Below are 20,081 nucleotides of genomic sequence, written 5' to 3' on the forward strand. Positions count from 1 at the left end.
GGGTGACCGCTCCTCATCCGGAGAAGGTGAGCCGGGGCAGGGCGATGGCGTGCCGGACCGGAGTGACAGCCCGGACCACATCGGTAATCATCACAAGTCGATGCGCCACCGATCGTCGGGTGTCGATGGTCCGGCGAGGCGCCCGGCCGGGAGGACGGAACGGATGACCACCGAGCAGGAGACGCCGCCGGCCCGGCCGGACGCGGACGGGGCCGGCCGGCGGGCGGACGGCAGCGCGCGGTCCGGCGGTCCGGGCGCGGCCGCGCTGCGCCTGCTCGGCCACGAGTGGGTGCTGGCGGTGCTCGGCGGCCTGCTGCTGGCGGTGATGCTGACCTGGCCGACGCTGCGCGACCTCACCCGGACCATTCCGCAGGACATCGGTGACCCGACCCTGCAGGCGTGGCAGGTCGCCTGGGGCGGGCACGCGCTGCTGCACGACCCGACCCGGCTCTGGCACTCGAACCCCTTCTTCCCGGAGCCGTACACCTACGCGTACTCCGACACCCTGCTCGGCTACGCCCCCGCCGGAATGATCGGCGAGGGCCCGGTCGCCGCCGTGGTGCGGTACAACATCCTGTACGTGCTGGCGCACGCGCTCGCCTTCGTCGGGGCGTACGCGCTGGTCCGGCAGCTCGGTGCGGGGCGGATCGGCGCGGCGGTGGCCGGGGTGGCGTTCGGCTTCGCTCCGTGGCGGCTCGCCCAGGCCGGGCACCTGCACGTGCTCTCCGTCGGCGGCATCGCGCTCGCCCTGGCCATGCTGGCCCGGGGTCACGGCTGGTCGCTGCGGCACGGCTACCGGCCGCAGCGGCGGCGCCCCGGTTGGGCGTTCGGCGGGTGGCTGGTGGCCGCCTGGCAGATCACGCTCGGCTTCGGCATCGGACTGCCGTTCGGCTACGTCCTCGGGTTGCTCTGCCTCGGCGTCGGCGCCGGCTACGGCTGGTCGTGGTGGCGCCGGCGGACCCGGCCGGTCTTCGGGCGGCGGCTGCTCGTGGCCGACCTGGCCGGCGGCGTCCTCTTCGCCGGGGTCACTCTGCTGATGGCCCTGCCCTACCTGGAGGTGGTGGCCCGGCATCCGACCGGCCGGCGGACCCTGGAGCAGGTGGACCAGTTCTCGCCGCCGCTGCGCGGATTCCTCACCGCCCCACCGGAGAACTGGCTGTGGGGGGAGCGGCACGCGGCCGCCCGGGAGCTGCTCTCGTTCCCCGGGGAGATGACCCTGCTGCCGGGGGTGGTGTTGATCGGGCTCGCCTTCGCGGGGCTGTTCTTCTCGGTCTGGCGCCCGCTGCACCGGGTGCTGCTCGGGCTGGGGGTGCTGGCGAGCGTCGCGCTGGCCGCCGGCACCGAGTTCGCCGGGGACGGCAACCCCGGGTACGCGACCCTGGTCCTGCACGTCCCCGGCTGGGACGCGATCCGTACCTCCGGCCGGCTGGTGCTCTGGACCACGCTGCTGCTCGGCATCCTGGCCGCCGGCGCGTTGACCGCGCTGACCCGCCCGGCCCTGGTCGGCTGGCCCGACCGGGAGGACCCGGTGGCCGACCCCGCGTCCGCGTCCGGGCCACCGGCCGAACCCGAGCCGGACAGCGGAGCGGCGCCGCCCGGCCGGCGGGTCCGGACGGGCCGCGGTGGCGGTGCCGGCACCGTGCTGGTCCGGCTGGCCGCGCTGGTACCGCTGGGGCTGGTGGTCCTGGAGGGGGTCAACACCACCCCGCACGTGCCGGTGCTGCCCCAGCCGGCCGCGCTGCGTGACGTCGAGGGGCCACTGCTGGTGCTGCCGAGCAGCGGGACCCTGGAGTACAGCGTGATGCTCTGGTCCACCGACGGCTTCCCGAGGATGGTGAACGGGCTGGCCGCCTTCACCCCGGCCTCGCAGGCACAGACCCACGCCATGACGGCCGGCTTTCCCGACCAGGCCAGCGTCACGTACCTGCGGGACCTCGGCGTGCGTACCGTGGTGGTGCTTCCGGAGTTCCTGCCCGGGACGCCCTGGCAGGAGGCGCTGAACCGGCCGGTAAACGGGCTGGCCGCGAGGAGGTCGACGGCCGGGTCGTGTTCCGGCTCTAGGCTGCAATCCAACTATGTTCCGTGTTCGCGTGTGTGAAACCGGTAGGAGGCGCGGGGCGTGAGCGAGATCAGAGCGGCGTACCTGGCGGCGGCGGACTCGGCCGCGGCACTGCTGGGCGATGCGGCGGTGGCGCGGTGCTGGGCGGCGCCGAGTGCCTTGCCCGAGTTCGGGGTACGGGGTCTGGCCGGCCACCTCGCCGCGCAGGTCCTCCGGGTACGCCCGCTGCTGGCGGACCCGGTGCCGCAGGAGCCGCCGATCCCCCTGCTGGAGCACTACGCCCGGGGCCGGTGGCTCGGGGCCGGGCTGGACGACGAGGCGAACGTCGGGATCCGTCGGGCCGGCGAGGAGGCGGCCGGCCCGGAGGCGGCGGTGCTGTCCCGCCGAGTGGCGCGGGCCGCCGACGAACTGCGGGCGGCGTTACCGGCCGAACCGGCCGACCGGGTGGTGCACCTGCCGTGGGGGCCGTGGTCGCTGCGGCTCGACGACTTCCTGCTCACCCGGATGATGGAGATCGCGGTGCACTCCGACGATCTGGCGGTGAGCGTAGGGGTATCCACGCCGGTGCTGCCGTCGGCGGTGCTGGAGCCGGTGCTCGACCTGCTCGCCCGCCTCGCGGTACGCCGGCACGGGGCGACCGCACTGCTCCGCGCGCTCAGCCGGGCGGAGCGGGCCCCGGCGAGCGTCTCGGCGTTGTAGACCGTCGCGGTGACCCGGGCCGGGAGCCGCCGGCCGGGCCGTCGTCTGCGGCGGCCCGGCCCGGCGGCGCGCAACCCCGGCCGGCGGGTACGTCGGCTCAGGTGGTGTCGAGCCGTACCGTCGAGCTGCTGCGGTCCACGTCCACGAAGTCGACCGGCTCCGTCTCGGCGGCGGGCAGCTCGTTCTCGGCGCGGGCAATGGCGGCCCGGGCGGCGGTGCCGGCGGCCCAGCCCAGGGCGGCGCCGAGCAGTCCGGCCCCGATCAGCCAGCCCCACGGCAGGCCCGGCCGCCGGCCGGCGAGCGCGTCGTAGGCCCGGTTCGCCCGGTGCCACGCCTCGTCGGCGGCGGTGCTGACCAGGTCACCGGCCTGTCCCGTCAGCTGCGAGCCGGTCCGCCGCACCGGGTCGATCGTGCCGTGTGCGGCGTGCCGGACGGAGTCGCCGGCCGAGCTCATCGTGTTGGTCAGGTGTTCCCACGCCTGGTCGGCGATCCGCTCGGGCTTACTTCGACGATCCAGCAGGTTGGTTCCGAGCATGGTGTTACCTCCTCGGTTGCCGAACGCAGCGGCCACTTCGGACAGAGGCGTCTGTTCAGTTCGGCGCGGTTGCGACTTGCTATCCGGAGGTGCCCAGGCGACTTTTGCGGCAAACCCGCGAGCGCCCCGGATCTGTCGCGGGACGCCCCGACCTGCCGGTTCGGCATCGCCGGATCTGCCCGTGCGCGACCCGGGATCTGCCCGTGGTCGGCCCCACCCGCGCAGCCGGATCCGGTCTGCTCACGGTGGCGGGCGACTGGATCCCGTCGGCGACGGGGAGCACGTTCCGCCCGGTGTGGAGCCGCCGTACCCCGGGCGGGTGGCCCGGGGTACGGGTCCGCCTCAGCGGACCAGGACGACCGGTGCGGACCGGGCGAAGTCCTCCTCGTCGTCGTCGTCCTCGCCTCCGGAGCCGAATCCGCAGGCGAGGACCAGCGCGAGCAGCGCCCCGACACCGGCCAGTCCGATGAGCTTCCGCAGCATGAGCAGTCCCTTCCCGAGCCCGGGCCGCCCGTCCGCCACGGAACGGGTCGGATGTCCCAATGCTAGTGGTGCACGGGAGTTCGCGCGCCCCACGGACCACCGGGAGATCCGGCCGGCACGGGCCGGCCGGGTGCGGCGGGCTGGAGGTCCCGCAGCGCAGGGCCGGCTCGGACGTGGGCCGCCGTCGGTCCCTCCTGTCTGCGGCCGGCCTTGATCCGGAAGGCCAGCACGATCGGGACCACGGCCAGGGCGGCGCTGACCGTGAACGCCGTGTGCATGCCGTCCATGAAGGCCAGCTGGGTGATCCGGGTGATCGCCTCGACGACCGCGGGCGGCGCGTCCGGGCTCACCGGCGGCACGCCGGCGGCCACCGCGCCACCGGCCAGCGGCGAGCTGACGATCATCATCAGGCTTGATGTGGATGGGGGTGCCGGGCTCGGATCTCGGCGCCCGGGTCACCGTCTACGCCTTCGGCGCCGCGCTGCGGGTGGCGATGGAGCGGTGGGCGGCCACGGCCGGCGGGGACCCGGCCGGAACGTGTGATCCGGCTCGCAGCGGCGGGGATGTCGCCGAGTTGGCGCGGTCGGCCGAGGAGACCGTCCGGCTGCTGGCCGTCCGGGTGTGTGCGGAGCCTGAGCTGCTGGCCGAGCCCGTGCCGGTCCCCGCGCACCGGAGGGGCGAGGCCCCGGGCGAGGTGCGACCGGGGACGGCTCCTCCAACAGCGCCCGCCGGATGCGGGCTACCCTGAAGGCGTGGGAGCGGGCGGCGCCGAGCCTGAGGCTGGGCAGCTTTAGGGGGTTTCGTCCGTTATCGCATGGCCCGGTCGGGTCGTTGAACAGATTGCCCGGCTGGAAGGGTGGCGATGGAGGCCGTGAGAGGAATACTCTCGGTCGCGGCCCGCGTACTGATTAAGCGCCCGGACATGGGCGAGTGGAGGTGCTCGCGTGAGCCTGTCGATCGTCAAGTCGGTCCTGCCCGGTGGAGTAGTGGAGATCGCGCCTCGTGGAGAGATCGACGTCGATACGGCGTATGAGGTTCGTGAGGCGATCGCCGGGGTCTTGACCAAGGGGCGGCCGTCCAGGATCGAGCTCAACATGCGACTGGTCAGCTTCATCGACTCCGTCGGCATCAGCGCCATGGTCGCCGGCTTCCAGACCGCGGAAGTCAGCGGCGTCAAGCTCGTGGTCACCGAACCGAGCCGGTTCGTGCACCGGCAGCTCTGGGTCACCGGCCTGCTCGGCCTGTTCGGTGCGCCGGAGCCCTACTTCGCCGGCGCCGCGCCGGCCGCGGAGGCCCCCCTTCCCGGGGTCTGACCCGCCCCGGAAGCGGCGCCCCGCGCGCCGCTCCGGGCTCAGTCGACCTGATCGTCCAACCCGGACAGATCCACGTCGGATACCTCGGTGATCGCCCTGATCGCCGTCACCGAGGCGTATCCCTCGGCCAACCAGGCCACGTCGGTGCCGGGGGCGACCCGTTCACCGGACTCCTCCAGCGCGGTACGGACGAAGCCCTTGCCCGCCTCGGCCACCGTCATCTGCACCTGACCGAAGCCCGCGAGCGAGCCCCGGCGTACCCCGCGCAGCCGTTCGGGGGGCACGTCGGGGGCGTTCACGTTCAGGACCGTCTCGGTCGGCGCGGCGATCAGCCGGGGCAGCAGGTCCAGTGCCACCCGGGCCGGCGTGGCCCAGTGCCGCCGCTCGTCCCGGCCCCGGTCCGGCACCGGTAGCGCGGCGCCCCCGCGGTCCCGGCCCGCGCCGGGGGAGAGCACGTCGAGCGAGACCGCGATCGCATGGCAGCCGTTGGCCGCGGCCGTGAAGGCGGCGCCGACGGTGCCGGAGTGCAGCACGGCGCGCCCCGCGTTGGCGCCCCGGTTGACGCCGGAGAGCACCACCGACGGCGCCGGCCCGAACGCGCCGTGCAGGGCGATCAGCGCGATGAGACCCGGCGACCCCCCCACCCCGTACGCCCGGACACCCGGCAGCTCCTCGAACACGTGCTCCTCGACGACCACCCGGCCGTCGCGTTCCACCGCGCTCATCGCGGCGCTGGCCCCGCTGGCCTCCTCCCGGGGGGCCGCCACCACCACCTCCAGTCCCCGATCGAGGGCGGTCCGGGCCAGCCACCGCAGCCCGGGGGCCCCGATGCCGTCGTCGTTGGTGACCAGTACCCGCAGCGTCATGCCGTCATTGTCCGCTGGGCCAGCTCGTCGGGGGTCATCCGGTCCTGTCGATCCGTGCCCAGCGGGGCGAGCCGGACCCGCTCGACCAGTTCGGTGATCGCCTCCGGCCGGCCGGTGCCGAGGCCGTGCCGGGTGACGTTGAGCGCTCCCGCCGCGGCCCCGGTACGGACGGCCAGCGCCAGGTCGCCACCGCCGGCCAGTACCGCCGCCACGCCGGCGGTCATCGAGTCTCCGGCGCCGCGCGCGTCGGCCACCTGTAGGCGCGGCATGTCGACCGTGAAGACCTCCCCGTCCATCAGCAGCAGGGCCGGCTTCTCGGCCCGGCTGACCACCACGGAGTCGGCCCCGTCGGTGTGCAGCGCCCGCAGCACCCGGACGAGTTCGTCCTCGCTGTCGTTCGCGGCCCAGCCGTCCCGGACCAGCTCCTCGTGGCTGATCTTCAGGAAGTGCAGGCCGCTGTCGAGCACCGCCGCCAGGTGCGGGCCGGAGAGGTCGGCGACGACCCGGCTGCCGTTGCTGCCGAGGTCGGCGGCGAGCCGGCGGTAGATGTCCGGTGCGACGAGGGCCGGGTGGCCGGGCCCGCTGAGGACGCTGACCGCGGCACCCAGTCCCTCGCCGAGGGCCAGGTTGTAGAGCTCGTCCAGCTCGTGGCGGGTCAGCGGGTGGCCGGTCGCCTCGGCGATCTCGGTACGGGTACCGTCCCGCCGGTCGTGTACGTAACCCCCGCTGCTCGACTCCCGGTGGATCACCCGCAGGTCGACCCCCTCGCTGGCGAGCAGCGGTTCGAGCACCTGACCGATCTCGCCGCCGAGGCCGGCGCAGAGCACCACCCGGGTGCCGAGGCACTTGATCATCCTTGCCTGCCACACGCCCTGACCGCCGGGATGCAGATGGATCTCCGTCTCGTCGGCGGGTTGGTCGATCGTCACCGTGAGCTGCGGCGCCGGGGCGAAGACCATGACATGTCCACTCATGTCCTTTGCATACCCTGTCGGGCCCTCTTAATGTGTCTGCCCCGCCCGGGGCGTTGTCGTGACGGCTCGCAACTGGCACCATTCGCGCAGCGGGGCACCGGCTCCCCGCCGGGGCGGGTGCGGCCATCGCCGGACCGGCAGGTCGGCCGGGCCACGAATTCGGCACCGGCCGGCGCGGAAGACGGGAGAGCCCAGGTGGCACGGTCGGGATCCTTCGGGTACATCGTCCAGGCCCGGTGTGCGGTGCCCGCCGCGCTCCGGCTGCTCGCGGACCTGGACCGGCAGGCCGAGCTGCACCCGCTGATCCTCCGGGTACGTGCCCGGCCGCCCCGGCCGGGCGCGCTGCGCAGTCATCTCATCACCGACCGGCTGGCCTGGGGGCCGATCCGGTTCCGCACGACCTACCGGGCCGACACGCTCCTGATCGGCGCGGACGAACTGGTGATCAGGGCCGAGCAGTGGCCCCGGACGAGCGTCCGGAACCACACCCGGCTGGTCGAGGAGCCCGACGGGCTGGTACGCGTGGAGGTCACGATCACCCTCTCCGCCCCCACTCCGCTGTTCCGGTACGCCTTCCGGCAGGCCCGGGCCGCACACCTGGCCCTCGCCGCCCGGCTACCGGCGGCGCTGGAGGCCGCCGGCCGGGAGGTTCCCGACGGTGGTCCCGGCCCCGGCCACTGACCGCACCGGCCGGGCGTCCCGCCGGTTGCGACCCCACGGCTTGTAGGTGGAGAGCAGGGTGGCGACGAGCAGCAGGGTGCTGGACACCGCGGGTGCGACCACGACCTGTTCCCGGACACCGTCCGGTGGGACCGCGGCGGCGTCGGCGGCGACCAGCAGGCCGGGGCGCAGCGCGAAGAGCACCAGGCCCACCATCACCGTGGTGATCGCGAGCTTCACCGTGACCCAGCGGTGCCGGAGCAGACCCCACGGGGTGAGCACGGCGCTGACCAGACCGATCAGCCAGGCCAGCACACTGAGCGGGACGAACAGCGTCAGCCCGACCAGGCCGATCACCGGGTAGACCACCGCCGGGTCGGCGCCGCGCAGGCCGGCCACCCCGAGCGTCAACAGCACCACGTCGACACCGAGCCAGCCGACCGAGGTCACCACGTGCAGCGTGAGCAGGCCCTTTCGCCAGGGCGGGGTGAGCTTCATCCCGATGATGCTCCCGGCGTCGGCCGCGCCGGTCGTGGTGCGAGGGTGGGCCTTGCGCGTACGGCGGTGGACGTAGTGACGGGTCGGACCCGACCGCCACCACGTCCACCCACCGGCGGTGTTCAGCGCCAGCTGTCGGTCCAGGTGACGGCGCAGGAGGCGGGCGCGCCGACGTTCCGGACCCGGTTGGGGTCGCCCTCCCAGACCACCTGGTCGCCGTTCTTCCTGAGGTACTTGTATTCCACCGCCGTGTTCGGCGGCAGGTTGACCGTGCCCCGCCAGACCGGGTAGCTCGCCGAGCCCAGCGGCACCGCGTTCGCCGGGTTCCACCCGCCCAGCGCCGCCACGTTGCCCACCACGAAGACGTTCTCGCCCCACGCCGTCGTCGCGGTCACCTCGAAGCCGGTGGCCACGGTGGCGCAGCCGGGCGGGGTGGGGCCGGGGGTCCCCGAGGTACGGGCGTTCACGTGCAGGGCCAGCGCCCCGTTCGCCGGCACCGTGGCCGTCACCTGACCCGCGGCGTTCACCTGGTACGTGGTCCCGGTGCAGGAGCCGCCGGAGAAGTCCCCGCTCAGCACGTCGCAGTAGGTGCCCGCCGGCAGGCCGGTCTGGAAGGTACGGGTCAGCGCGCCGCCGGCCCGGTTGAACGCCGCGTACGCCGCGCCGCCCCGCCCGAAGGCGATCTGGTCGGAACCGTTGCTCCACCAGTTGGTGACCCCGGCACCGGCCGCCGCGTTGCGCAGCCCGACCATGTTGGCGGTGCTGCGCCAGCGGTGTTCGCAGGCCCAGCCGCTGGCGCAGTCGACCGCGCTGGTGGTGCCGTTGCCGGCCGCCGGCGGGCCGGCCTCCGGGTCGGTGAAGGTGAAGCTCGACATCACCTGCGGCACCCCGTACGGCCAGGCGATCATGAACGCCTCGGCCAGCGCGTACGCCGAGCCGTTCCGGTAGGTCAGCTTCGCCCGGCCGTTGCGCTGGGTGTCGTGGTTGTCCACGAACGCCACCGCGTCGGCGGAGCCGAGTCGCATCGAGGAGGCGAGGTTGTTCAGGTTGGCCAGGTTGCCGTCCCGGAAGGCGGTGCCGACGACATCGCCGTAGCGGAACTCGGTGACGTCGCCGATTCCGGCGTACTCCTCGGGGGTCGGCTCCCCGGCGCCGCCCTCGATCACCTCGGAGAAGACGTACGGGCTGCCGGTGACCGGGTCGACGATCGCGGCCAGGTCGGCGGCGGGCAGGTGTTTGGCGGCGTCCACCCGGAAGCCGTCGACGCCGAGCGAGACCAGGTCGTTGAGGTACGCGGTGAGCCGGCCGCGCACGTAGGCCGCCTCGGTGCGCAGGTCGGAGAGGTCGACCAGCTCGCAGTTCTGCACCTCCCAGCGGTCGCCCCAGTTGACGATGTCGTCGTTGCCGTTGCGTCCGCAGTGGTGGAAGTCGCCGTCGCCGTAGGGCACCGCCGGGTAGCCGTAGTGGCGGTAGGTGGAGCCCCCGCTGCCGGTGCCGGTGGAGGCGCCGCCGGCCATGTGGTTGACGACCGCGTCCACGTAGATCTTCACGCCGGCGTCGTGGCAGGTCCGCACCATCCCGGCGAAGGCGGCCCGGTCACCGCGCCGGGTGGTCAGCTGGTAGCTGACCGGCTGGTAGTCCTGCCACCAGGGGTGCCCCCGGCCCGGCAGTACGACGTGTTCCTGCGGTGGCGAGACCTGCACCCCGCCGAAACCCTTGGGGCCGAGCACGTTGACGCACTCGGCGGCGACCGAGGACCACGGCCACTGGAAGAGGTGCACGATGACGTCCCGGGGGCCGGGACCGGCCGGACTGGCGGCGGCGGCCTGGTCGGCGCGGCGGGCTGCGCCGACCAGCAGGGTGGCGGCGAGCAGGCCGGTGGTGGCGGCGGCGAGCAGGCTTCGGGTACGCATTACGGCCTCCCATGCGCGGGGGAGCGGGGGACGGGGCGGGGAGCGGGCTGCAACTTCTTGCAGGAGTTGTCGGCAAGTTACCACCGGGTTCCCGGGTGGTAAAGGAGTGGCCCCCGGAACATATGCCGGCTCTATCCGCAATCGTGGCGCCCGGCTTGCAAAGATCCTCCGCCGTACGGGGCCGCAGCCCCCCGGCGTCGCAGGTCGGTCGGGCGGGTGCGGGAGGCCGGCCTTGCAAAACTTTCACGGGCCGGTTCGAGATCGAGCGCGATGACCGCTGCCCCGTAAGGAAGGGCCCCTTATTATCGCTTTTTGCATAGGAAGGGCCCCTTCTTAACACGTCAGGCGCGCGGGGCGTACATGATGATCGCGACGCCGAGCAGGCAGACGCCGGCGCCGGCCAGGTCGTAACGGTCCGGTCGGAAGCCGTCGACGAGTACCCCCCAGCCGAGCGAGCCGGCCACGAAGATCCCGCCGTACGCCGCGAGGACCCGACCGAAGTGCGGGTCCGGCTGGAACGCCGCCACGAGGCCGTACCCGGCCAGCGCGAGCATGCCGGCGGCGACGAAGAGCATTCCGCGGTGTTCCCGGATGCCCTGCCAGACCAGCCAGGCGCCGCCGATCTCGGCGACGGCGGCGAGCAGGAAGAGCAGCAACGAGCGGGCGACCAGCACGGGTTGATTCTGCCGCGTCCAGTGGTGGCAGCTACCGGCGAGGGCTTTCCGGGCGGACCCGGAAAGCCCTCGCGCGGCGGCCGGAGCGGTTAGGAAGGGCCCCTTCCTATGCAAAAAGCGATAATAAGGGGCCCTTCCTTACACCTCAGGCGGTGGGGGTGAAGGGGAGGGTGAGGGCGGACTGGCCGCCCTGGCTGCCGGTCGCGTCGACCCGCAGCGTCGTCGGGGCGGAACCGATCGCGTTCCAGACCTCCAGCCGGACGCAGCCGTTGGCCAGCGCCGCGAAGGCTCCCGAGGTCGAGCGGAGTCCGGCGGACTGGGTGTACGTCTCGGCGCCGGGCACCGGGTCGGTGGCGAAGTAGCCGTACGTCTCCACCCGGCTGTAGGTGCCGGAGCCGGTGAAGTCGTACGAGACCCGGGCCTGTACCCCGGCACCGACCGCGCTGCCGGCGTCGACGTAGAGGCTGAACGCGGTCGCGCCGCCGGTGTGGCTGCCGGTCAGCCCGCACACCCGGTGGGTGGTCGGGTTGGTCGGCGTGCCGTCGTGGTTGCCGTTGGCTGCCGCCATCGTCACCGTGGTGGCCCCGCCGCCCGCCGTGCCGGCCAGCGCCCCGCCGGAGCGGACGAAGAGCCGGTTGCCGGTGACCGGCGGGCCGGTCGGGGTCGGCGTGGGGTTGGCCGTCGGGGTCGGGGAGGGGGTCGGGTTCGGCGTCCCGCCGCCGGCGCCGCCGCCACTCCAGGTGAACGCGCCGGTGGCGGCCGTCCGGCCGGCCGGTACGGTCAGCGTCCGCCCGTCGGAGAAGGTCACCGTCAGCGGGCTGGAGGTGATGTTCGACGCCACGTACGTGCGCGCCCCGCCCTTGGTGAAGACCGCGTAGAGCGGGGTGTTGGCGGTGACGGAGGTGTCCACCCGGCCCAGTGCGGCGAGGTTGCGCAGCCAGTGGAAGGTGTGTGCCCGGCTCTCGCCCTCCTCCGGCGCGTAGTTCGGGTTGGCCCGGAAGGCGGCCAGCGCCGCGTCGGGGTCGCCCATCGCCCGGAACGACCAGAGCACGTCCTGCCAGACGGTGGGCTGCCCGCCGTTGTTGGTCACCAGTTCGTTCCAGTTGGTGGTGACGTAGTCGGGCCGGTAGCCGAGGTAGAGCGAGCCGCCGGTGATCGGCAGCATGTTGATGCCCTGGATCATCTCCGGTTCGCCGCTGAACCAGGTCGCGTACGCCCCGCCGTCGCCCCAGACCATCCCGACGGTGCTGTGCCCGAAGGCGCTCGGGAAGTTCTCGTTGGCCGAGTCGAACCAGTACTCCTGGATCGCCTGCGCCTGGGTGGTGTAGATGAACAGGCCGGCGTCCCGGATCGCGGTGTCACCGGTGGCCAGGCCCCACTGGATCAGCCCGCTGGCGAAGTTCATCCCCTCCGACGAGGACTCCTGGTTGTTGCCGGCGCCGAACGAGCCGTGCCCGGAGGCCCAGTCGTGCCCGGCGTAGATGTCGAAGTCGCGCAGGAACGGGAACATCGGATCGTTGCGGTCGAAGCCGTTGGCGTCCCGGATCAGCAGGTTCACCATGCCGCCGTACCGGTTGGTGGCGGCCCAGCCCGGGTCGAACTTGGCCAGCGTGGCGGCGGCGGCGATGTAGTAGCCGTAGTGGAAGTGGTGGTCGTTCAGTTCCTGGTCGGAGCCGTACGAGGCCGGGTAGCCGACCAGCGTGCCCCAGGCCCGGTCGTAGTGGAACAGCCGGCCGGTCTCCCCGGGTGAGGCGGTGAACCAGTCGGTGAGCCGGGTCCGGATCGCGTTCAGCAGCAGGTCGCGCTGGGCGGTCCGGCCGAGCTGGTCGGCGATCTCGGCGAGCCGGGCGGCCCGGCCCAGCGCCTTGCCGGTCCAGTAGGTGTCGTTGCCGAAGCCGGCCAGCGGGTCGCCGGTGGCGGCCTGGTCGAGGTAGCCGCCGAGGGTGGCCAGGTCGGCCCCGCTGGAGGTGGCGACGGCGGGGATCTCCGGCAGCACCCCGTGGTAGCGGATCGCGGTGGCGAACGAGCCGACCCCGACCAGGGTCCGCATCGCACCGCGGGGGGAGACGTACGTCTGGCCGATCGGGGTGCCGCCGGCCAGGTTCTTCCACTGGTGCGGGTAGAGCGAGACGACGGTGTTGCCCTCGCTGCCCTCCCGGGCCGTGGTGCTGAACGTGTACGTGGCGGTGACCGTGCTGGTCTGCTGGTTGAACGACCAGCCGACCCGGGTGCCGGTGACGTGCGCGTGGGCGTACCGGCCGTAGCTGTCGGCCAGGGCGGTGCGTTCGGCGGCCGGGGTGCCGGAGGTGGTCGGCAGCAGCGCCACCGAGAAGTAGCCCCGGCCGGCCAGGGTGGAGGTGATGGCCGTGCCGCTGACCGTCCAGGTCGCACCGGTCGGCGCGTACGCCACGTAGTCGTGGCCGCGGACGGTGAACCCGATCCGGGCGCCGCTGTTGGCCCAGACCGTGGGCGTGGCGCCGAAGGCGAGCCGGGCGTCGCCGCCGGTCACCTGGGCGTAGACGAACGGCAGGCCGTGGCCGACGGTGGCCCGCAGTGTCCGGGTCCCGTCGGACCAGTACGGCGAGACGGTCCAGTCGGTCCAGCCGTCCACCTTGACGTCGGGGGAGTTGAGTCCGGTCACCCCGAGGGTGAAGTCGGTGCTGTAGGGGAAGTGGTACTCCCCGACGGTGGTCGGGGTGCCGGAGACGGTCGGCGTGGTGGTGTACGAGACGCCGAGCCCGCCCGCCACCGGGTCGAAGGCCATCGGGTGTGCCTGCAACGGCTCGGAGTAGGCGCAGTCGAGGCGCTTGAACAGCAGCGAGGACCACCAGTCGTTGGTGGGTACCGCGCCGGCCGGGGCGTTGCCGGTGACGTACCGCCGGGGGTTGGTGGAGAGGTCGGCGCAGCCGGAGGGGCCGGCGGCGCCGGCGGGGCGGGTGGTGGTGTAGCTGCCGGCGCCGAGGGGGTCCGCGCCGGCGCCGGTGGGCGCGACGAGGGCGACGGTGGCGGCGAGTGCCGCGAGGGTGAGCGCGGCCAACCCGCGCGCTCGGCGGGTGGATCTGGTCATGGTGCCTCCGGTCGGGGGACGGTACGGCCGGGGAGAGATTTCGTCCGTATTAACGAGCCATTGCCTGGAGATCATCAGATCGGCTCAGGGCTGTCAATGCGCGCCGGTCTTCTTTGCCGGATTCCGGAGTGGACCGCGCCTCCCGGTTGACAGTCGGGGCCGGGGTCGGGGTACCTTAGAGAGCGCTCTCTCAGGTCTCCCCGCCCACCTCAGCTCGGTGCCGCGAACTGCGATGAGCGATCGAAAGAGCGCTCTCTGGCATGCCGTCGGCGCCGTTCTTGCATCCATCGATGTCTGTCTCTAAGCTTGGCCGGGCGCCATCACCGCCGACGACCGCGCAGGGCTGGCCGGTGCGTCGCTGATGGATCCGTGATCGCGGGAGCCGGTCATTCGGGTGGCACGAGGGCCGTACGCGCGGGACGCGTCGGTCCACCCGCCGTCGTAGCAACAGCACCGCCGGGCCCGTTCGCACCGGCTCCGCGGTGGTCAGCCGAGAGGAATCCCATCCCCATGAGGGTCTCCGCACCGTACCCCCGTCTGCCCGTGGTCGTCGCCGTGATGGCGACGGTGGCCGCGTGCCTCGTCGCCACCGTCGGCCTGGTCGTGGCGCCCGCGGCCCGGGCCGCCGCCGGCTGCCTGGTCGACTACCAGGCCAACCAGTGGAGCGGCGGCTTCACCGCCACGGTCCGGGTGACCGCCGGCGACGCAGCGGTCAACGGCTGGACCGTCACCTGGACCTACGGTGGCGACCAGCAGATCACCAGTAGCTGGAACGCCCAGGTCACCCAGGCCGGCGCCGCGGTGACCGCCCGGAACGCGGCGCACAACGGGGCACTGCCGGCCGGCGGGTCCGCCGAGTTCGGCGTCCAGGGCAGCTACGCCGCGAACGCGGCGGCGCCGACCGGGTTCGCCCTGAACGGCGAGCCGTGCAACGGCGCCGCCCCGACCACCGGCCCGACGACCCCGGCACCGCCGACGACCCCGCCGGCCAGCCCGCCGCCGACCACCGGGCCGCCCCCGGCCGGTTGCGGCGCGGCCAGCCTCTGCGACGGCTTCGAGAACCAGACCGGGACCACGCCCGCCGGCGACTGGAGCGTGAACTACCCGGACTGCCAGGGCACGGGTACGGCCGCCATCGACACCACCGTGGCCCACCAGGGCACCAGGTCGGTACGGATCAACGGCACGGCCGGCTACTGCAACCACGTCTTCGTCCGGGCCAACCGCGATCTCAGCGGTCTCGGCGCGGTGCGGTACGGCCGGATCTGGGTGCGGCACACCACCGCGCTGCCGACCCAGCACGTGACGTTCCTGGCCATGCGCGACGCCAACGACGGCAACCGGGACCTCCGGATGGGGGGCCAGAACGGCGCCCTCCAGTGGAACCGCGCCTCGGACGACGCCACCCTGCCCGAGCAGAGCCCGGCCGGCGTCGCGCTCAGCGTGCCACTGCCGACCAACCGCTGGACCTGCGTCGAGTTCATGGTGGACGGCACCCAGGGCCGGCTGTCGACCTGGGTCGACGGGGCGGCGGTGACCGGCCTGACCGCGGACGGCACCCCGACCCACGACATCGACGGGCAGTGGCTCAACCGGGCGAACTGGCGGCCCAGCCTGACCGACCTGCGGCTGGGCTGGGAGAGCTACGGCGAGGGCGCGGACACGCTCTGGTACGACGACGTGGCCCTCGGCTCGGCCCGGATCGGCTGCTGACCCCGGCCCCGTCCAGGTCGGCGGGTCGTACCGGTCCCGCCGACACAACCGCCCGCCGTCCTCGTCTTCGTCGACGAGGGCGGCGGGCGCTGTCGCGCGTCCGTGCGGTGGGCTCCGCCGGCACCGCCCAGGGGTGGCGGGCGGTGCCGGCGGAGGCTCAGTGCATGGACAGGTGCACGTGGTTGGTGTGGTCGCTGGACGGGTCCCCGTTACCGCCGCTGTACGACTTCCACCCGCTGCTGGGCAGCCAGATCTGCTTGAACCAGATCACGTAGAGCACGCCGAGGCGGTCGGCGTTCTTCACGAAGTACGCCGCCAGGTTGTTGCCGTAGGTCCGGTCGCCGCCGGAGGCCACCCCGCCGAATCCGCTCTTCTGTGCGGCGAAGTCGCAGGCCTGGCCCTTGGGATGCTCGCCGCTGCCGCCGCTGCGGAAGCAGGAGACGTACCGGGTGAAGCCGGCCGACTTGGCCTGGTTCAGCGCGTGCAGCGTACGCGGGGTGATGCAGCCGCTGGCCGGCGTCGGGTCGTCCACGCTGCACGACTCGTCCGGCCAGGAGCCGTCGGAGTTGCGCGGTGCCGGCCTGGCCGACGCCGCCCGTCCGGTGACGCCCGAGCTGACACCGCCGCTGCCGGCCGCGACCAGGGCCCGTTCGGCCTGCGTCTTGCGGGTCTGCATCACCTCGACCTGCTTGCGCTGGTCACGGATCTCCTGGTCGAGTGCGGCCTTGGTACGGGTCTGGAGGTCCAGGCTGTCCCGCAGGCCGCGCAGCTCCCGGCTCTCGTTGGCGGCCACGCTGTCCAGCGCGGCGGCGCGGTCCACCAGACTGCTCGGGGAACCGCTGTTGAGCAGGGCCGAGACCTGCCCGAGCCGGCCGGTCCGGTACGCCATGCCGGCCATCTCGCCCACCCGCTCGCTGCGGGCGGCGACGCCTGCGGCGCGCGGAGAGGTAGTCGGCCTCCTTCAGCACCGTACCGGGCCGCCAGCTTGGCCGGCGAACATCGGCCTGGCGGCCGACCCCGCTTCTTCTGCTGCGCAGGGCGTCGTCGGCGCCGCCTTGCCCTTCCGGTCGATGTCGCCGGGCGCGGCGGAGAGGGGCCCGGGCGCCGCCTGGACCGGCGCCGCGACGGCGGGTGCGCCGCCGAACGCCGCGACCAGGCCGAGGGCGAGCACCGTGGTCACGACGGTGGCCAGCCGGATGCCCGGCCCTGTGGCCCGCCGGCCGGCAGGCCGGGCTCTGCGTACGGATGTCGGGGTGGCCCGGGCGGCTCGCGGAGCCCCGGGTGGGGCGGCCGCGGCGTGGCGTGCCGGTGCCCCTTCGGTGGATGCCAGAAACGGCATGAGAACGTCCGTCCTTCCGTCAGCCGCCGACCGGGTTAGCTGACGGGTTCGGGACGGAAGATCCCTACCGCTGACGCGGATACACCCCAGATACGTGGTTCCCCGGCTCGCACGTGGCGATTAGGCGGCGGCTCCGCAGGCGCCGGAGGGCGCCGCCCGGCGGAGACCGGTGCCGAGCCTACCGGCCACCGCCTCGCTCTGCGCGGAGCGTGTTGTCGAGCATGATCCGTATCGCCCTGGTTGGTCCGGAAGTAACCGGACAAAACCCTGCGACGCGCCGACGAAATTTAAGCTGCCCATAACTACCAGTCGGTGGGACCGCAGGCGCCGGAGGGTGTCTCCGGCTCGACCTGGAGGGTCGCGTGCGAGATGTGGAAGTCCTCGCGCAGGGCCGATCGCGCCGCCGCCAGCACACTGCCCACCTCCGCGCCCGGGTCGAGCGCCAGGTGCGCCGAGGCCACCTCCATGCCGGAGGTCAGGGTCCAGATGTGCAGGTCGTGTACGTCGCACACCCCCGCTACGGCGGCCAGCCTGGCCCGTACCACGCCGACGTCTAGGTGCTCGGGGGCGGCCTGCACCAGGATGCGCACCGCGCTGCGTCCCAGCCGCCAGGTGCGGGGCACGATGAAGAGCCCGACGGCCAGCGCGGCGACCGGGTCCGCCCAGGTCCAGCCGGTCAGGATGATCACGAGGGCGGCGACGATGACGGCGACCGAGTTGAGCAGGTCGCCGAGCACCTCCAGGTAGGCGCCCCGCAGGTTGATGCTCGCCCGCGCACCGGCCCGGAGCAGCCCGAACGCGGCGACGTTGGCCAGCAGGCCGAGCGTCGCCACCGCCAGCATCGGACCGGCCGCCACCTGCGGCGGTGCCGCGAACCGGCGTACCGCCTCGACCAGCACGTACACCGCCACCCCGAACAGCAGCACCGCGTTGGCCAGCGCCGCGAGCACCTCCAGGCGGTAGAGCCCGAAGGTGCGCTGGGGGTCGGCGGCGGCGCGCCGGGCCGCCGTGATCGCGGCGAGCGCCATGCCGATCCCGAGCACGTCGGTGAACATGTGCCCCGCGTCGGAGAGCAGGGCCAGGGAACCGGTGACCAGCGCGGCCACCGCCTCGATCACCATCAGGGCGGCGAGCAGCGCGAAGGCGGCCCAGAGCCGGCCGCGGTGCCGCTCCGCCGCCCACACCGAGCCCCCGCCGTGGTGATGACCTCCGCCCACGCACACACCCTTCCCGCTCCGGCGGTGTGCAGCCGAGATATCCGTACATTCCGATGGGCCCGACCGGCCGGGAGCACCCCCGGCCCGGTACCGACCCGGGCGCCGGGCGGCGGTCCCGGAAGCGCCGGCCGCGTGCCCCGGCCGTCCCGGGGCGGGCCGGTACGCCCGATCGCGCCGCCGAGATGCGGACCCGGGAGTACCTGGCATCATCGAAGCCTGGCCGTGGCCGGACCGCCGATCGGGTGGACCGGTCCACAGTGCCGGGGAGTCCGATCCACAGTGCTCGGTGGTCCGGTCCGCCGCCCGGGGTTCCGGGTGCGGGCCGGTGCTCCCGGGCCGCGAAGGGAGCCGATGCATGCGTCGCCGTCGACGTGTCCCCGTCCTGCTCGCCGCCACCCTCACCCTGGCCACCGCGCTGGTGACCACCGGCGCCCCGGCCGCCACGGCCGGTGCCGCGCCGCTCGCGCCGCGCACCCTCGACCTGCCCGCCGGCTTCCAACCGGAGGGGATCGCGATCGGCGGCCCGCCGTACGCCTATTTCGGGTCCCGGGCGACCGGGGCGATCTACCGGGCGAACCTGCTGACCGGGCGGGGTGAGGTGATCAACCCCGGTCCGGGCACCCCGTCGCTGGGCATGAAGGTCGACGCGCGGGGCCGGTTGTTCGTCGCCGGCGGTGCCGGCGGGGACGGCCGGGTGATCGACACCCGGACCGGCCGGCTGCTCGCCAGCTACCGCTTCACCGACCAGCCCAGCTTCGTCAACGACGTGGTGCTGACCCCCGGTGCGGCCTGGTTCACCGACTCGACCAACCCGGTGCTCTACCGGGTACCGCTGGCCCGGGGCGGCCAGCTACCGCCGGCCGGTGCGGTGGTCCGGCTGCCGCTGACCGGCGACATCGTCTACGGCGCCGGCATCAACGCCAACGGCATCTCCCGGACGCCGGACGGTGCCGCGCTGCTCGTCGTCCAGTCCGGGACCGGGCTGCTGTTCCGGGTGGACCCGCGGACCGGGGTCGCCCGGACCGTGGACCTCGGCGGCGAACTGCTCACCAACGGGGACGGGCTGCTGCTCGACGGCCGCACGCTCTACGTGGTGCAGAACCGCTTGAACACCGTCGCCGTGCTGCGGCTGGACCGGACCGGGCACAGCGCTCGGGTGGTGCAACGGCTCACCGACCCCGGCTTCGACGTACCGACCACGGTGGCGGCGTACGGCAACCGGCTCTACCTGCCGAACGCCCGGTTCAGCACCACGCCCACCCCGGACACCCCGTACACGGCGGTGGCGATTCCGCGTCCCTGACGCCGGGGGCGGCGCGCCGCCGATCGTCGGGCCGGGCGGGGTGGGCGGCAGCGCGCCGCTCACCCCGCCGGTTCGATGGTGGTGAGTCGCTGGGTGGCCCGGGAGAGCGCGACGTAGAGGGTGCGTACCCCGGCCGTGGAGTCGGCCCGGATCTGCCCCGGGCCGACCAGCACCACCCCGTCGTACTCCATGCCCTTGGCCTGCATCGCGTCGACCACCTGCAACCGAGGTTCGGCGGAGGTGTCCAGCCAGCCGGCGACCTCGTCCCGCCGGGGCACCGGGGCGATCACCCCGACCGTCCCCTCGACCTCGGCCAGCAGCTTCGTCACCGCCTCGCGTACCGCGTCGGTCAGCTCCGCGGCCGGCACCACCAGCTCCACCGGTTGCACGCCGGTGCTGCGCACCGCCACCGGCAGCGGCAGTTCGGGGGAGACCTCGCGGATCACCGCGGCCGCCACCGCGAAGATCTCCGCCGAGTTGCGGTAGTTGGTGGAGAGCGTGTACTCGTGCCGGGGCCGCCGGCCCAGGGCCTTGTCCCGGGCCCGGGACAGCTCGGCCGGGTCACCGGTCCAGGCGGTCTGCGCCGGGTCGCCGACCACCGTCCAGGAGGCCAGCCGGCCCCGCCGGCCCAGCATCCGCCACTGCATCGGCGACACGTCCTGCGACTCGTCGACCACCACGTGGGCGTAGTCCCGGTAGTCGGCGGGCCGCTCCGCCGACCGGGCGGCCCGGGCGGCCCGCTCCCGGTCGGCGGCGGTGGTCAGCTCG

At 73.7% G+C, this 20,081-nt stretch carries 19 protein-coding genes, 1 pseudogene and 1 riboswitch; of the genes and pseudogenes, 7 read left to right on the forward strand and 13 right to left on the reverse strand.

Annotation, left to right across the window (positions count from 1 at the left end; all coding sequences use genetic code 11):
• The first annotated feature begins 163 nt into the window (after positions 1–163).
• Entirely contained in the window at positions 164–2,098 is a 1,935-nt protein-coding gene (locus tag ACQEUR_RS16405) for a hypothetical protein (RefSeq protein ID WP_433031349.1), read from the forward strand.
• A gap of 21 nt (positions 2,099–2,119) precedes the next feature.
• Positions 2,120–2,758: a maleylpyruvate isomerase N-terminal domain-containing protein gene (locus tag ACQEUR_RS16410; RefSeq protein ID WP_433031352.1), complete on the forward strand. Its 639-nt coding sequence runs from the start codon at positions 2,120–2,122 to the stop codon at positions 2,756–2,758.
• Between the two features lie 97 nt (positions 2,759–2,855).
• Here ACQEUR_RS16410 and ACQEUR_RS16415 read toward each other — a convergent pair whose 3' ends face one another.
• The 3 genes from ACQEUR_RS16415 to ACQEUR_RS16425 form a co-directional block, all read right to left on the reverse strand.
• Positions 2,856–3,293 carry a hypothetical protein gene (locus ACQEUR_RS16415; RefSeq protein ID WP_433031355.1) on the reverse strand — a complete coding sequence of 146 codons (438 nt, stop codon included), beginning with the start codon at positions 3,291–3,293 and terminating at the stop codon, positions 2,856–2,858.
• 342 nt (positions 3,294–3,635) lie between these two features.
• Positions 3,636–3,776 carry a hypothetical protein gene (locus ACQEUR_RS16420; RefSeq protein ID WP_433031358.1) on the reverse strand — a complete coding sequence of 47 codons (141 nt, stop codon included), beginning with the start codon at positions 3,774–3,776 and terminating at the stop codon, positions 3,636–3,638.
• A gap of 62 nt (positions 3,777–3,838) precedes the next feature.
• A complete protein-coding gene (locus ACQEUR_RS16425) occupies positions 3,839–4,183 on the reverse strand; it encodes a hypothetical protein (RefSeq protein WP_433031361.1) in 345 nt (114 codons plus the stop codon).
• Between the two features lie 8 nt (positions 4,184–4,191).
• Between ACQEUR_RS16425 and ACQEUR_RS16430 the strand changes: the two genes are divergently transcribed.
• Positions 4,192–4,524 (forward strand): hypothetical protein, encoded by a 333-nt coding sequence (locus tag ACQEUR_RS16430; RefSeq protein ID WP_433031363.1) that lies wholly within the window; start codon positions 4,192–4,194, stop codon positions 4,522–4,524.
• Between the two features lie 196 nt (positions 4,525–4,720).
• Entirely contained in the window at positions 4,721–5,089 is a 369-nt protein-coding gene (locus tag ACQEUR_RS16435) for an STAS domain-containing protein (RefSeq protein WP_433031366.1), read from the forward strand.
• A gap of 38 nt (positions 5,090–5,127) precedes the next feature.
• Here the strand turns inward: ACQEUR_RS16435 and surE are convergent, their stop codons facing one another.
• Together surE and ACQEUR_RS16445 are read right to left on the reverse strand one after the other, a co-directional pair.
• Complete coding sequence (gene surE, locus ACQEUR_RS16440; RefSeq protein ID WP_433031369.1) at positions 5,128–5,955, reverse strand: 5'/3'-nucleotidase SurE; 828 nt, start codon at positions 5,953–5,955, stop codon at positions 5,128–5,130.
• Positions 5,952–6,929, reverse strand: coding sequence for a 1-phosphofructokinase family hexose kinase (locus ACQEUR_RS16445; protein ID WP_433031372.1), 978 nt, complete (start codon positions 6,927–6,929; stop codon positions 5,952–5,954). The genes surE and ACQEUR_RS16445 overlap by 4 nt, the downstream gene beginning before the upstream one ends.
• Before the next feature lie 195 nt (positions 6,930–7,124).
• Here ACQEUR_RS16445 and ACQEUR_RS16450 point away from each other — a divergent pair, with 195 nt between their 5' ends.
• Positions 7,125–7,610, forward strand: a complete 486-nt coding sequence (locus ACQEUR_RS16450) for an SRPBCC family protein (protein ID WP_433031375.1) — start codon at positions 7,125–7,127, stop codon at positions 7,608–7,610.
• Here the strand turns inward: ACQEUR_RS16450 and ACQEUR_RS16455 are convergent.
• From ACQEUR_RS16455 to ACQEUR_RS16470, 4 genes are all read right to left on the reverse strand, one after another.
• Positions 7,545–8,087, reverse strand: coding sequence for a hypothetical protein (locus tag ACQEUR_RS16455; RefSeq protein WP_433031378.1), 543 nt, complete (start codon positions 8,085–8,087; stop codon positions 7,545–7,547). The genes ACQEUR_RS16450 and ACQEUR_RS16455 overlap by 66 nt on opposite strands.
• 122 nt (positions 8,088–8,209) lie before the next feature.
• Positions 8,210–10,000 (reverse strand): carbohydrate-binding module family 20 domain-containing protein, encoded by a 1,791-nt coding sequence (locus ACQEUR_RS16460; RefSeq protein WP_433031381.1) that lies wholly within the window; start codon positions 9,998–10,000, stop codon positions 8,210–8,212.
• Between the two features lie 341 nt (positions 10,001–10,341).
• The gene (locus ACQEUR_RS16465; protein WP_433031383.1) at positions 10,342–10,674 is read right to left on the reverse strand and encodes a YnfA family protein; all 333 of its coding nucleotides are present in this window, start codon (positions 10,672–10,674) and stop codon (positions 10,342–10,344) included.
• 145 nt (positions 10,675–10,819) lie between these two features.
• Entirely contained in the window at positions 10,820–13,741 is a 2,922-nt protein-coding gene (locus ACQEUR_RS16470) for a glycosyl hydrolase (protein ID WP_433031386.1), read from the reverse strand.
• A 510-nt stretch (positions 13,742–14,251) separates the two neighbouring features.
• On the opposite strand from ACQEUR_RS16470, the gene ACQEUR_RS16475 reads away from it, so the two are divergent.
• Positions 14,252–15,454 (forward strand): cellulose-binding domain-containing protein, encoded by a 1,203-nt coding sequence (locus tag ACQEUR_RS16475; protein WP_433031389.1) that lies wholly within the window; start codon positions 14,252–14,254, stop codon positions 15,452–15,454.
• A gap of 157 nt (positions 15,455–15,611) precedes the next feature.
• Here ACQEUR_RS16475 and ACQEUR_RS16480 read toward each other — a convergent pair.
• From ACQEUR_RS16480 to ACQEUR_RS16490, 3 genes and pseudogenes are all read right to left on the reverse strand, one after another.
• Positions 15,612–16,364 (reverse strand): annotated as a pseudogene (locus tag ACQEUR_RS16480) (coiled-coil domain-containing protein); the annotation flags it as partial.
• A gap of 51 nt (positions 16,365–16,415) precedes the next feature.
• Positions 16,416–16,793 (reverse strand): hypothetical protein, encoded by a 378-nt coding sequence (locus ACQEUR_RS16485; protein WP_433031392.1) that lies wholly within the window; start codon positions 16,791–16,793, stop codon positions 16,416–16,418.
• Positions 16,794–16,801: 8 nt separating this feature from the next.
• Positions 16,802–16,930: riboswitch (cyclic di-AMP (ydaO/yuaA leader) on the reverse strand.
• Positions 16,931–17,095: 165 nt separating this feature from the next.
• Complete coding sequence (locus ACQEUR_RS16490; RefSeq protein ID WP_433031395.1) at positions 17,096–18,010, reverse strand: cation diffusion facilitator family transporter; 915 nt, start codon at positions 18,008–18,010, stop codon at positions 17,096–17,098.
• Between the two features lie 355 nt (positions 18,011–18,365).
• Here ACQEUR_RS16490 and ACQEUR_RS16495 point away from each other — a divergent pair, with 355 nt between their 5' ends.
• A complete protein-coding gene (locus ACQEUR_RS16495; RefSeq protein ID WP_433031398.1) occupies positions 18,366–19,313 on the forward strand; it encodes an SMP-30/gluconolactonase/LRE family protein in 948 nt (315 codons plus the stop codon).
• A 59-nt stretch (positions 19,314–19,372) separates the two neighbouring features.
• Here ACQEUR_RS16495 and ACQEUR_RS16500 read toward each other — a convergent pair.
• On the reverse strand, positions 19,373–20,081 hold a 709-nt coding region (locus tag ACQEUR_RS16500), incomplete at its 5' end, for an ATP-binding domain-containing protein (RefSeq protein ID WP_433031400.1).

Origin of the sequence: Plantactinospora sp. CA-290183 (assembly GCF_050936375.1) — a bacterium.
Classification (GTDB): Bacteria; Actinomycetota; Actinomycetes; order Mycobacteriales; family Micromonosporaceae; genus Plantactinospora.